General features: G+C 64.8%; 12 protein-coding genes. 4 read left to right on the top strand and 8 right to left on the bottom strand.

Translation table 11 applies throughout. The annotated features are described in order from the left end of the window. Positions 1-2: 2 nt before the first annotated feature. The 3 genes from RMP10_RS13115 to RMP10_RS13125 form a co-directional block, all read right to left on the bottom strand. Positions 3-215 carry a type II toxin-antitoxin system HicB family antitoxin gene (locus RMP10_RS13115; protein WP_310570683.1) on the bottom strand — a complete coding sequence of 71 codons (213 nt, stop codon included), beginning with the start codon at positions 213-215 and terminating at the stop codon, positions 3-5. Beyond that, the gene (locus RMP10_RS13120) at positions 212-400 is read right to left on the bottom strand and encodes a type II toxin-antitoxin system HicA family toxin (protein WP_310570684.1); all 189 of its coding nucleotides are present in this window, start codon (positions 398-400) and stop codon (positions 212-214) included. Before RMP10_RS13120 ends, RMP10_RS13115 begins: the two co-directional genes overlap by 4 nt. A 61-nt stretch (positions 401-461) precedes the next feature. Beyond that, positions 462-1853: an FAD-dependent oxidoreductase gene (locus RMP10_RS13125; protein WP_310570685.1), complete on the bottom strand. Its 1392-nt coding sequence runs from the start codon at positions 1851-1853 to the stop codon at positions 462-464. A 45-nt stretch (positions 1854-1898) separates the two neighbouring features. On the opposite strand from RMP10_RS13125, the gene RMP10_RS13130 reads away from it, so the two are divergent. Both RMP10_RS13130 and RMP10_RS13135 read left to right on the top strand, forming a co-directional pair. Continuing rightward, complete coding sequence (locus tag RMP10_RS13130; RefSeq protein ID WP_310570686.1) at positions 1899-3548, top strand: serine/threonine-protein kinase; 1650 nt, start codon at positions 1899-1901, stop codon at positions 3546-3548. A gap of 56 nt (positions 3549-3604) precedes the next feature. After that, positions 3605-4579: an alkaline phosphatase family protein gene (locus RMP10_RS13135; protein ID WP_310570687.1), complete on the top strand. Its 975-nt coding sequence runs from the start codon at positions 3605-3607 to the stop codon at positions 4577-4579. Between the two features lie 65 nt (positions 4580-4644). Here RMP10_RS13135 and RMP10_RS13140 read toward each other — a convergent pair whose 3' ends face one another. From RMP10_RS13140 to RMP10_RS13150, 3 genes are all read right to left on the bottom strand, one after another. Next, positions 4645-5577, bottom strand: coding sequence for a creatininase family protein (locus tag RMP10_RS13140; protein WP_310570688.1), 933 nt, complete (start codon positions 5575-5577; stop codon positions 4645-4647). A 90-nt stretch (positions 5578-5667) separates the two neighbouring features. After that, complete coding sequence (locus RMP10_RS13145; RefSeq protein ID WP_310570689.1) at positions 5668-6660, bottom strand: S41 family peptidase; 993 nt, start codon at positions 6658-6660, stop codon at positions 5668-5670. 90 nt (positions 6661-6750) lie between these two features. Continuing rightward, positions 6751-8421, bottom strand: coding sequence for a CocE/NonD family hydrolase (locus RMP10_RS13150; protein ID WP_310570690.1), 1671 nt, complete (start codon positions 8419-8421; stop codon positions 6751-6753). A 108-nt stretch (positions 8422-8529) separates the two neighbouring features. Between RMP10_RS13150 and RMP10_RS13155 the strand changes: the two genes are divergently transcribed. Both RMP10_RS13155 and RMP10_RS13160 read left to right on the top strand, forming a co-directional pair. After that, positions 8530-9159: a PadR family transcriptional regulator gene (locus tag RMP10_RS13155; protein WP_310570691.1), complete on the top strand. Its 630-nt coding sequence runs from the start codon at positions 8530-8532 to the stop codon at positions 9157-9159. Positions 9160-9311: 152 nt separating this feature from the next. Then, entirely contained in the window at positions 9312-10142 is an 831-nt protein-coding gene (locus RMP10_RS13160; protein WP_310570692.1) for a trypsin-like serine protease, read from the top strand. 17 nt (positions 10143-10159) lie between these two features. Here RMP10_RS13160 and RMP10_RS13165 read toward each other — a convergent pair whose 3' ends face one another. Both RMP10_RS13165 and RMP10_RS13170 read right to left on the bottom strand, forming a co-directional pair. Then, positions 10160-11806 (bottom strand): M1 family metallopeptidase, encoded by a 1647-nt coding sequence (locus tag RMP10_RS13165; RefSeq protein WP_310570693.1) that lies wholly within the window; start codon positions 11804-11806, stop codon positions 10160-10162. Continuing rightward, positions 11803-13194 carry a Xaa-Pro peptidase family protein gene (locus tag RMP10_RS13170; protein WP_310570694.1) on the bottom strand — a complete coding sequence of 464 codons (1392 nt, stop codon included), beginning with the start codon at positions 13192-13194 and terminating at the stop codon, positions 11803-11805. The genes RMP10_RS13165 and RMP10_RS13170 overlap by 4 nt, the downstream gene beginning before the upstream one ends. Positions 13195-13242: the final 48 nt, after the last annotated feature.

Here is a 13242-nt window from a genome sequence, read left to right on the forward strand (position 1 = left end):
CATTATGCAGCGACCTCGATCACCGTCGCATACGCATGCGGCTCTGGCACAGCCATACCCTCGGCGCGAAGCCCTTCCAGATGAAATTCGATGGCCTCACGCATGGTGCGCTCCACCGCGTCGCGCGTGGAACCCGTCGCCACACAGCCCAGGACGTCCGGCGCGTACGCCGAGAATCCTGAGGCCGTCTGCTCAACAACGATCAGTAGCTTCATGACGTCAGCCCTGCCTGCTTGAGGATGCTGTTCAACGTGCCGGGTGCCAGATCGTCGCGCGGATGGCCTGCGACGGTGACCAACCCCGCCTTGGTGGGATGCTTGTACTGCTGTTGACTTCCCCGCGTTCGCACGAGAAACCAGCCATCGTCGGTCAGCAGGCGAAGTACATCGCGAACCTTCATGCAAGCAAGATCGGGCAGGGCTTCCAGAGGGTCAAGCTGCGGGGCAACCGACCTCGCCCGACTACCCGCGACTTGCCCGGATAATCTCCAGCATCTCGGCCACATTCGTGATCTTCACCCGCGGCCGCCCTACGGCCGCTCCGCGTGCCTGCTCTTCCCGGTCGAGCGTCTGCCAATCGCTCCAGCTGGTGACGGTCACCTGCCGTTCCGCGAGCAGCGCGTCAATCGAGGACACGTCAACTCGGTGTGCAGGAAGGGCGCCGGCCGCGACATCGGCGAGCACCTGCGTCACGGTGTCCGTTGCACACAGCTTATTCGTGCCGATGATCCCCTGCGGGCCGCGCTTGATCCATCCCGCCACGTACAGCCCCGGCACGGGCGTCGCGCTCCCCACCTGCTCCACCACTCGGCCGTTCAGGTTTGGCACCACACCGTTTCGCTCGTCGAAGGGCACACCGGGAATGGCCCTCCCCTTATAGCCAACCGAGCGAAACACGACCCCCACTGGCAGCGTGAACGTTTCGTCGGTCGCCACCGCGCGCACGCTACCGCGCCCGTCCGATTCGAGGCGATTGCGCACGATGGTCATGCCGTCCACGCGCTCCGTTCCCGACAAGGCGACGGGTGACGCATTGAAGTGCAGCACCACCTGCCGTGCAGCGCCGGTTCGCGGCCGCGCGGCCCAGTCGCGCAGCACGTCGAGATTCTTGGCCGGGTTGCGGTCTTCCATAGCCGCCAGCTGCGCTTCGCTCGCTGCATCGAGTTCCAGATCGCGCGGGTTTACCACCACATCTACGCCTTCGAGTTCACCCAGCTCACGCAGTTCCGGGGTGGTGCAGGCCGCCTGCACCGGACCACGACGGGCGACGAGGTGAATGGTGTGCACCGCCGCCTGGGCGAGCGCCTGCAGCGCGTGATCGGCGAGATCGGTACCCGCGAGCACGCTCGTGGGCTTGGCGAGAATGCGCGCCACGTCCATGGCCACGTTGCCGATCCCCACCACCGCCACCTCGCGCTGCGCCAAGTCGAAGTGGGCATCGGCGTAGTCGGGGTTCCCGTTGTACCAGGCGACGAACTCCGTGGCGGCATGGCTGCCGGGCAACGATTCACCGGGAATACCAAGCAGGCGGTCGGTATCCGCACCGTAGGCGAGCAGCACTACGTGGTAGCGCTCGCGCAACTCGTCGAGGCTCACGTCGGTGCCGACGCGCACGTGGCCGAGGTAACGGAACCCCACATGCGAGGCGATGCGGTCGAAGATGCGGGTGACGGACTTGATCTTGGGATGGTCCGGCGCCACGCCGCCGCGCACCAAGCCAAAGGGCGTGGGAAGGCGGTCGATCAGGTCGATGGCGATATCGGGCGCGGCCTTTTGAAGCGCCTCCGCCGCGTAAAAACCGGCTGGGCCCGATCCGACGATCGCGACCCGGACGTTGGCAAGTGGAATGGACATAAAGCGAAAAATAGCCGAACGACAACGGCGTGGTACCTTCAACGCATGCCTGACGACGCATTGCATTTCGAGGCCCTCACCGGCGCCGTGCTGCACGACAAATATCGGGTGGGACGTCGTCTTGGTCAGGGTGGAATGGGCGCGGTGTATCTGGCCGAACACCTCGGGATCGGCCGCGCCGTCGCCCTCAAGGTGGTGCGCCCCGATCTGCTGGCCGATCCCACAGCAGCCGAGCGATTCATGCGCGAGGCGCGGGCCGCCGGTGGAATTCAGCATCGCCACGTCGTCAATGTCACCGACTTCGGCGTGGATCGGGTGGCCGGCCACGACGTGGCCTATCTCGTGATGGAGCAGCTCCACGGCGAGACGCTCGAGGCCGTGCTCGAGGCGCAGCCTCGCTTGCCGCTCCCACTCGTCGTCGATATCGTCGAACAGGTATCGGCCGCACTCGCTGCGGCGCACGCGCGGGGCGTCGTCCATCGCGATCTCAAGCCGGCAAACATCTGGCTCACACCCGACGCACGGGGCGGCTTTCACGTGACGTTGCTCGACTTCGGGATCGCGAAGCTGCGCGACGATACCTTTGCCCGGCGTGACGCCGTACTGCCGATGGCGGTGAGCACCAACCCGACCGAGCACACCGCTACGCAGGTGGGGGAATCGATCGGGACGCCCGCGTACATGTCGCCGGAGCAGTGCGTTGGCGACGACGTCGATCGGCGCAGCGATCTCTATAGCCTCGGCGTCGTGGTCTATCAGATGATCGCCGGCACCCTCCCCTTTCGCGGTGACACCCGTGCCTTGTTGCGCGCGCATTTCGTCGCCGAGATCCCATCGTTTCCCCTCGAGGCGGGTGTCCCCGCGGCGGTGGAGGCGGTGGTGCGACGTGCGCTCGCCAAGGAGCCTGCCGCCCGCTTCGCGTCGGCACCGGCCTTCGCCGCGGCGCTGCGCGCGCACGCCTCGGGCTTCGGCGAAAGCATGCGACGCGCGTTGGTCATGTTCGCCGAACGTCTGCCAGAGTTGTCCATCCTTGGTGGCTACTTCGCGCTCCCCGGGCTGGTAGCGACGGTCCTCGGCGTGCTCGGCTCGCAGCTGCCCGGCTTTGCGCAGCCGATCGTCTGGGTGGTGGTGCTCATGACGGCGATGCTGCTCGTGACACCCGTTGCGATGGCGGGTATCGCCGCGATCTTCGGTGATTTGCGCGAACGGCCGTTCGTCCGGATCGACTGGCGCCGCGTCGCGCGCGCGGTGATCGGCGCGGGTGACGGAACGTCACGCGGTGATACGGTGCTGTATGTGGCGTGGGTGCGCACGGCCCTCCGCCGCTATCTCGCGACCAGTCGCGCGACCAAGGGCAACGGCATGAAGAACATGCTCACGTTCGTCGACGTGTTCCGACATGGCGGCGCGCCGAGCCCGCCCGAACGGCTTGAGGCGATGGCACTGGTGCTTCCTACGCGCGCGTTCGCGATCATGGCCTTCGCGCAGATCGGTGCCATGCTGTTGCTTCCCGCCGGTGCGATGTTGGCCGCGCTCGGCCTGACCTCGGCGCTGTCGATCCCGCCGTCGCGCGCGATGCCGCTGCTGGCGCTCTCGGGCGGCCTCGCGTTTACGGCGGTGTTGTTTCTGCAGGTGTTCATCGCACTGGTAGACGTCATGCTGTACGATCTCGCGTACGACATGACGGAGGGCTAGGCCGAAGTACGCGTGCACGCGCGTGCCTCCTCACGCACACCGACGTTTCCACACCCATGCGCCGAATCGCTCTCGCTCTCGTCAGTCTATCATTGCTGTCCGGCTGTCACCGCCAGATTACGCGGCAGGCCAACGCGCCGCGTAAAGCGGTGTTCATTCTGCTCGACGGCATCCCTGCCGACGTCGTCGAGCGGGTGGCCACGCCAAACATCGACGCCATCGCCGCGGCGGGTGGCTATGCGCGTGCGTATGTCGGTGGTGCGCTTGGAACACCGACCGAGACGCCTACGATTTCAGCGCCGGGCTACATGAGTTTGCTCACGTCAACGTGGGCCAACAAACACAACGTCTGGGGGAACAGCAACCTGTCCCCCAACTACGCCTTCTGGAACAGCTTCCGCATCGTCGAAGCCGTCGACTCTACGCGCCACACCGCGATCTTCTCCACGTGGCTGGACAATCGCACCGTGCTGATTGGGGCGGGCCGCACGGGGGCGGGCACCTTCACGCTCGATCACGCCGTCGACGGACTCGAGCTCGACACGGTCGCCTACCCGCACGACAAGGCATCACGATATATCCTCGCCATCGATGACCGCGTATCGCGCGATGCGGCGGCGTACATCGCGGCGAAGGGTCCCGACTTGAGTTGGGTATATCTGCAGCACACCGACGACGTCGCCCATGCGAACGGTGACAGCGAACCGTTCGATGCCGCGGTGCGCCAAGCCGATGAGTTCGTGGGACGCATCTGGGCAGCGGTGAAGCAGCGCGAGGCGATGGGTGAGCACTGGATGATCGTGATCACCACCGACCACGGTCGCGATGCCGTGAGCGGCAGAGGGCACGGCGGCAAGTCGGTGCGCGAGCGCACGACGTGGATCGCGACCAATCGGCCCGGGCTCGATGCGCGATTCACCAGCGGTGCGGCCGCGATCGTGGATATCGCTCCATCCATCCTGCACCACCTGCGCATCCCCATTCCAGCAGCGGTGGCGAAGGAGATGGAGGGCGTCTCGTTTCTACGATAAGCACGCTCACCCTCTCGTCATCGCCTCGCCGACGGCGATGTCGATACGGATGATGAGAACGCGCCTTACCGTTTTGGCAGCATCGCCCGGTAGGCGGTGATCGCGTTGATCGTCGTGGTCACGCGCAAGTCGGCCACTTTGCGGCCGAGCTCCTGCAGCCACGTCAGCGACTCGAACGTGATGCCATTGATCTCCGCCTGCCCGGCCTTCACGCGCTGCGCGAAACGAATCGACTGCGGATCCGCCAGCGCCATCGTGGCGTCGATGCCGAGCTCCTCGTGCAGTCCGCTGGTGCCGGTGCTCGCGCCGATCTTGATGCCTTCGGGGATCTTGAGTTCGTTCTGGATGTACGGCTGCACCACACTGGTGTGGTTGTAGAACTCGGGGATGTGCTTGAACCACACTTTGTCCGGACTGTCGGCGTACACTTTCGTGAGTGAATCGGCCGCCGTCTGCATGCCACGACCGTTACCGCCACTGTCGCCCATGTAGTAGATTTCCTTGAAGCCCATGCTGCGCAGGAAGTTCCCCATGTCGAACAGCAGCGCCGCGTATGTCGCCTGCGAGAGCATCGGGCCCGCGCGACCGGGCTGAATGTTGGGCCCGGCATTTCCGGGTTCGAGCGTGACCAGCGGCGCGAGCAGCGTCTTGCCCATCTTCCGCGCCATCATCTCGCCCAGCAGCTTGATATTGATGTTGTGCTTGTTCATCTGGAGGTTTCCGTCGTTATTCTCGACGCCTCCCGTCATGATCAACACCGTCGTGTAGCCGTCCTTGATCATGTCGCGGAACTCAGGCTGCGTGAGTTCCTCCAGCCACACGGTGTTGATGCCGTCGATGGTGCGCGGCTTGTTCGCCGCCGCCTGCCGCTGAGCCGCCTGACCCGCCTGCGCCGCGCCCCCGGCACTACCTGCACCGCCGGCGCCTCCCGTTACTTGCGCCGATGCGCTCGCCGCCAGCAGTGGCATCGTCAACAGCACCATCAGTCGTGCTCGCATGTCATCTCCTGGGGCGGGGCCATGTGCAGTTCAACGAGAGGTACTCACACGAACGTGCGGCCCGCGTGGGTCGTTGAACAGACGCCGACGTTACTTCCCGGTGGACACCCACGCCAGCGCGCGCGAGAACAGCTCCGACTCGCCCTCAATGCGCTCAGTGGGCTCGATTGGCCCGCGATACACCCGCCCGTCGCGGTCCTGCACCCGAAACGCCGACAGCGAGAACTCGGCGCCGTCCTTCAACTTCTGCGGCACTAGTCGCATGGGCGGAATGCCACAGGTCGGTGTCCCGAACACCCGCGTGTTGCTGCGCCCCATGAACGCGATGGCCAGCAACTCGCCGACACCGGCGGTGCCTCCGTCCACCAGCACGGCGATGCGCCGCTTCTGACTCGACAACTTGAACCTGCCGAGGTCTATCTGCAGCTCGTCCCCGTTGGACTTGATGGACGATTCGTTGGCGTTGAATGGGACGACATTGTTGGCGTATTGCATCTTGAAGACGGTGCCATCGCCCATGATCGGCGAGAGCCCGATCACAGCGGCTGGCAGCGTGCCCATGAAGTACCCGCGCAGGTCGATGATCCAGTGCACGGCGCCGTTGTCGTCACCCGATTTGAGTTTGGTACGTACCGCCACCGCCGCCTCGCGCTCGGCGCGGATTCCACGGTTGGGCGTCGGCGTCGCCTTCAGATATCCAACATCGGCCGGCACTGACGGCGCGGTGGCAGTGGTGCGCACACAACGCGGCTGATCAGGGCCAACGACCTGACCGGAGGCGGAACGGTAGACGGCCCACGGATCGCGGATCTCGACAAGGGCCGCGCGAATGCCGGGGTGGGCGTCGGTGATCGTCTGCGCGCCGGCGGCGGCCGCCAGCGCCTTGGATTCGACCTGTCCCCAATCCACTTCGTCGCTGCCGACCCGGAACTCACGCAGCTTGTTGACGAACTGGCGCAGGTACGCTTTGACGTCCGACGCGATGGGCTGGTCTTGCGCCGCAAGCGCACGGGGCGCACTGGCTGCGGCGAGGGTGAGCATACCGGCAAGCAACAACGGACGAATGATCAACGGGGCGGTCATTGTGCGATTTCGGTTCTGCAGTGAGTTCGTTGGCGGCATTCACTCCCACATTCGAAATGTAGCCGCGTGCGAACTTCTGCGTACGCAATCCTATGCGACGACAGGGAGCGTGAGTCGACATCCGGTTCCAGCAAATTGTATGCGCTGCGCTCCCGAAGCGGGCACGCGCTCGAAGCTCGGCGCATCGGCGCCAGCGATAGAAAGGCGGAGTGACCATCCAGCCGGCAGCTCGAATGCCACCGGCCTGATACGAACCGCAACCGCGCCCTGACGAATGCGTTGCGTACCTTCCGTGAGTAGCCGCACGCGCTGCGCCGGATCGACCGACTCCACGTACACGTGGAGCGCTGCCTCCGGCGCATCCAGCGTCACGTCACAGACGAACTGCGAATCGCCGAACACCGAGAGCGGAGCGTCGAGTGGCGCCGTGCGCCATGACACGACACCACGGACATGCGCGCGATCGGGCGCGTCGACCGGTCGCGCCAATCCCGTCGTCCATCGCGTGTTTCGCCCGGTCGTGGCGGCGAAGTCCACTGACAGCGATCGCGCATCACCCGCCGCTGCATGATCACGCAAATGCGCACCCACGAGGTGCAGCGTGTGTGGCGCGGTGGTCGGCCACTGTTCCGATGACCGCCAGCGCTCGGCTCCAGCGACATACCACGACACGCGTGGCACCGAAGGCGTCGGCGCCGCGCTGCGCTGAGTCAGGTGACGCCGGAAGAACGCCACCACGGCATCGAGATCGACGGTCGCACGTTCACTGTTATCGCCACGCAATGGGCTGGCGTTCGTGGTGCCTTCGTGCGCCCACGGCCCGATGAGGGCCTCGCGGACGGGCATCTGCTGTTGCGCACGCAGCACCGCGTCGGCCGTCGCTCCGTCCCACCAGCTGCCCCAAATAGCGACCACCGCCGTGGATGTCGCCAGCGTTGCCGCATGTCCGGCCGGACCGAGTGAGTCCGATGGCGGACCATCGGGGCCGAATCGATCGTATCCATGTCGCACGGCGCGTACGCGACCCGCCACGTCGGCCGACGGGCGCTGACGCTGCACTTCGCGCAGCACCTCGCCTTTCGGGTCGTCGTCCGTGGGGTGCACACCGTGAATGCCGAGACGGGCGAGTGCTGGAAAGAGTTCAGGTAGCCGTCCGTGATCCAGCGCATCGACCGCGCGGCTCCACGCGCCGACGAAGCCGACATTGCGCACCTGACCGGGCGCGATGATCTCGTCGACGAGGCTCCATTCAATCTCACGGGCCAGGATCGCACGTAAAGCGGGGCGGCCGGCCGTGGCCGATAGCAGCGCCGTCGTGCCCTCGTAGGACACGCCCGTCGCGCCCACCGCACCGTTGGACCAGCGCTGCGTCGTGATCCAGTCGATGACGTGCCCCATGTCGCGGACCTCGCCCTCGGACCACGGCCAGCGCCACGTGCCTCCCGACGCGCCGGTCCCACGCGCGTCGGTCACCACTACGCCAAATCCGGCGGTCACGAGTCGCTCGACGATCGCCTCGCGTGGACCCATTGGCACCCGGTCGCGCGAAGTCCCTCCGCGCAGACGGAAGCTTCGCCAGTATCGCGTTTGGATGAGCACGACCGGGACGCCGCCCTCGGGAATCACCAAGGGTAGGATCACGTCCGCGGCGATCGGAACGCCGGCGTCGGCGGCGATCCGTGGGTGCGAAACGGTCGCCGGCGTCGATTTGCAGGCGGCGAACGCGAGAAGAAGGCCGAGGCCGAACACTGACGTCTGCACAAGCTTTATGGATATGGGATACTTCTACTATATGCGGTTACATATATGGTGTATGACTTATATTTGAAGGAGAGCAAGACGTTTCGCAACCCTCGGTTTGGTGCACGGATGTCGCTGAAGCACGCCATTCTCGGTTTCCTGTCGATGCGTCCACTCAGTGGCTACGACCTGAAACGGTATTTCGACAATTCGGTACGCCATTTCTGGAGCGCGGATCAGGCGGCGATTTACCGCACTTTGGCGGAGCTCGAATCAGCCGAGCTCGTGGAGCATGAACGCGTCGCGCAGCTGACACGCCCGGACCGCAAGCTCTACCACATCACGCCTGCGGGCAGTGAGTTGCTCGACCGCTGGCTCGCGCTCCCGGCACCGAGTGTGGTACGCCGCGAGCCGTTGCTGCTCAAGCTCTTCTTTCAGAGCCGGCTGTCGGAAGAGGACCTATCTGAGCTCATAAAGGCCGAGCTCGGCGCTGTCGAGGAGGAGCTCGCGGTCTTCAGATCGATCCTGTCGTCGATTGACCACGACCGGAGTCAGTTTCATGAGCAGGCCGAGCATGATGAGGCCCGCGAAGTCTACGATGGCATCCTGGTCGGTCCACTCATCACGCTCACCAACGGCGTGCAGCTTGGCGTGGCGTATCGCGATTGGCTCCGCGCATTGCTACGGGCCCATGAGAGTCAGGAGCTGACGGCGGCTGCACTGCTGGCCGAACTGCACCGAGTGACGAACTCGCTGTAGCTCCGCATCGTCTGCGCGATGCACGCGCGATTCTTCACCGACCGGCGACGCTGGACATGCCTTTCAATGGGCCGCATGTTGGCCAAATGGGCTGAGCCGCTTCAGCGCCGACGCTTACGCGATTCGGCCCACTTCCCATGCATGGAGTGTCGATGCGTCGCTTACTCACCACCGCCGCCATTGTAGTGCTTGCCGGATGCGCCGACAGTTCCATCGCTTCGACTGACGCGAATGCACCCGACCTCGATGGACCGCGCCTCGTGAGAAACGGAGCGCTCGACGGCAAAACCCATCCGCAAGTCGGCCTGATGATCGCGAAGGACGCCGCCGGCAATCCCATGTGGCGCTGCAGCGGGACGCTCATCTCACCGACCGTGTACCTGACCGCCGGTCACTGCACCTCGGGTGCGGCCACCGTCGAGCTGTGGTTCACCGCCGATCTCGAAGCCAGCTTGCCGACCAACGGCTATCCGTACACGGGTGAAGTCGCGGGTACGCCCTACACGCACCCTGAGTACAACGACGCGGCCTTCTTCGTCATGGACGTCGGCGTCGTGGTGCTAAGCGCGCCGGTTAACGCGGCCGCGTTCGGCACGCTACCCGACGAGAACTCGCTTGAAGTGATGGCGCGCGCCCGCGGCCAACAGAACCAGACGTTTACCGCCGTTGGCTATGGCTTGCAGCAGACCAACCCGGTGTTCACGGTCGCCCAGCGGATTCGCATGAGCGCGTCTCCGCGTTTGGTGCAAATCAACTCCGGTCTCACCGGCGCGCACTCGCTGCTGCTCTCCAACAACACGGCGACCGGTGGCACCTGCTTCGGCGATTCAGGCGGACCAAACTTCGTGGGCAACTCCCTCGTGATTGGAGGGGTCACGTCGTTCGGACTGAACGGCAATTGTGCCGGCACCGGCGGCGTGTTCCGCCTCGATCGGAAGGTTGCCCGCGACTGGGTGCTGAGCATGATGGAAGCGGCGCCGTAAGCTCAGTCCGCGACGCGTTATGGCTTCTTCGCGAACGTGGCCTCCATCAGCACCCACAGGTTCGGATCCAGGCGTACGCTGTCGGGGGCCGTCGGGGTGTTGATGGTAAAGCTGTTGGATTTGGCCGTTACCCGCACCCGCTCCATCGCGGGTACCGGCTGACCTTTGGAATACACGCCGATCTCGATCGGCATCGTGAACAGGCTACCGTCGTTCTGCACCTGATCAAGCGCAATGCGCACTTGGCGGGCAGCGGCGTCGTATGTCCACGTGCCCGCGACCTTGAGCGCGCCGGGCTTGTAGAGCCACTGCTCGAAGAACCAGCCGAGCTCCTGCCCCGACGCGTCCTCCATGGCGCGGCGGAAGTCGGCGGTGGTCGCATTCCCGTTAAAGTGCTGCGCGTAGTACGCGCGAATGCCGCGCTGGAACGCGACCTCGCCGATCACGCCGCGCAGCATATGCAGCGTCCAGCTCCCCTTTTGGTAGGTGTGGGAACTGGTGACATCCTCCATGCGGCTCAGGTTCTTGTGGATGATGGTATACGCCGGATTCTTCGCCGCGAAGCTCATGACCGTGCTGCGGCTGGACTGCAGCCCGCGCACGAATTCGTCGCGGCCATACGCGTGCTCGATGTACAGCAGCGTGAAGTAGGTGGCGAAGCCCTCGCTGAGCCACACATCGTCCCAGTCCGCCTCGGTCACGGCGTTGCCGAACCACTGATGGGCGATCTCGTGAATCACCACATTCCGCCAGCGCACACTGCCGGTGCCGGTGACCGAGCTCTCACTGTACAGAATGGCGGATGCCGCTTCCATGCCACCACTCACACTGTTCGACTGGATATTCGCCAGCCGTTCATAGGCGAAGGGTCCCACGTAGTCGCTGTAGTACGCCAGCACGTCCTTCGTCGGTGTGGAGAAGTCGGCAAACCCGGCGTCACGATCCTGCGCATAGACCCAGGTCTCGATCGATTTCCCCTCGAACGTCCCTACCTGTTGCACCGCAAAGCGCGCCGCGCCCAGCACGTAGAGCCACGGCGCGATCGGCACTGAGTTCTTCCAGTGCGTGCGCCGACGTCCGCCGGGCACGTCGCTGATCTCGACCTGCAGACCATTGGACACGACCTGATAATGACTGGGGGCCGTCACGATGAACTCGCTGGTGGCCTTGTCGTACGGATGATCGATCGTGGGCAACCAATGGCGGCCCTTGTCGGGCCAGTTGTCGCTGAAGAAGGTGCGATCGCCGTACTTGTTCTTTCCGATTTTGAGTCCCGACGCGGGCGTGCCCTGATAGCGCACCACCAACCGCGCGCGCTGATTCACTGACGGCGCTGATGCCAGCGGCACCAGCAACACATCGTCAACGTGCGTGAACGGCGTCGCGGCGCCGTTCATCGTCACGCCCGACACGCGCATCCCCTTACCCCCCTGCGCCGCACTCGCGCTGATGAGATCGAGTCGTACGGCACGCACGCCCGGACCCACGAAGCGGACGTCGAGCGCCAACTCCCCGACGATCAGGTCGGTCGTATCCGACAGCTCGATCGTGAACGCGTAATTGAGCGCGTCGATGTTGGGATTCTTGGGATACGTGTCCGCCCTCGTCGGTGGCGACAGGAACGCGCCCACGACAGCCAGCGCGGTGGCGACGTGATATCTCATTTGCGGAATTGAAGGACGCCGGCTTCGCCGATCGTACGTTGCACATCAGTGATACGCGACGGCACGAATCCGCTCAGATTCTCCACGCCGTCGGCCGTGACGAGCGCCATGTCTTCAATACGGATGTAGAGCTGTTCCTCGGGAATCCAGATCATCGGATCGATGGTGAATACCATGCCGGCTTTAAGTGGCACCCCGCGCACGCGCCCCACGTCATGCACGGCCATGCCGACCGGATGCTGGAAGTGACCGCGGAACGCCAACCCTCGCTCGACCGCGCTGCGATGCGCGGGCGACGCAAACGTTTTCCCCACCAGATACTGCCGCATGTCGGCCGCAGCACGGTCGAGCACCTCGTCGGCGGTGACACCGGGTTTGATATACCGGAAGAGCGCGTCACGATACGCCACGATGTACTCGTACAGCGCCGCGTGTGCCGCGCTGTACTTCCCGTTCACCGGCCAGATGCGCGTCACGTCACTCGTGTAGTAGCGGTAGTCGGGCGCATAGTCCATGAGCACCAGGTCGCCGTCGCGCAGCACATCCGACTTACGGAAGTAATGCCCCAGAAACGCGTTCGTGCCGCCGCCGATGATCGAGGCGTAGCCATCGCCGCGTGCGCCGCCGGCATGGAACACATGCTTGGCAGTGGCGTCGAGCTGATATTCGTACACGCCGGGCATGGTGGAGCGCATCGCTTCCATGATGCCAAGTCCAGCCAGTTGCGTCGCCTGGCGAATGAGCGCGATCTCTGCGGTGCTCTTGATTACGCGCATGGCATCGAGCGCCGGCGACAGATCGCGCACCTCGAACTGCGGGAAGCGCTCGTGCACGAGCCGCACAAAGTGCGCCTCACGCGACGGTCGGCCGTCCCACGGATCACTGGCGGCACGCGCCTGACCGGCCAGCAATTCATCACGACTGTCGTTGCCGGTCTCCATGGGGCTGAGCGGCGTGTAGAGCGCCAACGCCGGTGGACGAATGAGGTCGGCGCTCACGAGGTCGAGCGAAAGACTCTCCAGTCCCTTCACCTGTTGGACACCGGTGAGTCGAGCAACGAGCGCCGAATCCTCCGCCGAGAGAATCTTCCCCTCTGAGCGTTCCCGTCCTTCATCGCGATGCGGCAGATACAGCGTGGCGGTGCGCGTGCGCCCGTTGAGCAACAGGTACGCGTGCGCTGATTCGAGGCCACACAGGTAGTAGAAATCGTTCGACTGACGGAACACGCTGAAGCCGGGAACCCCGCTGGCCCCTTGCACGACGGCGATCCCCTGCGCGCCGATCGCGTCGTAGATCCGGGCGCGTCGGGCGGCGAACTCCGCGACGGTGAAGTCCGTCTGGTAGGCGTGCTTCTCCTGGGCCCGGCTCACCGATGGAACAGTGACCACGAGACAAGCGACCAGATACCACGAACGAGTAGAATGCATGAGGCGGCG

The organism is Gemmatimonas sp., assembly GCF_031426495.1.
In the GTDB taxonomy this organism is placed as follows: domain Bacteria; phylum Gemmatimonadota; class Gemmatimonadetes; order Gemmatimonadales; family Gemmatimonadaceae; genus Gemmatimonas.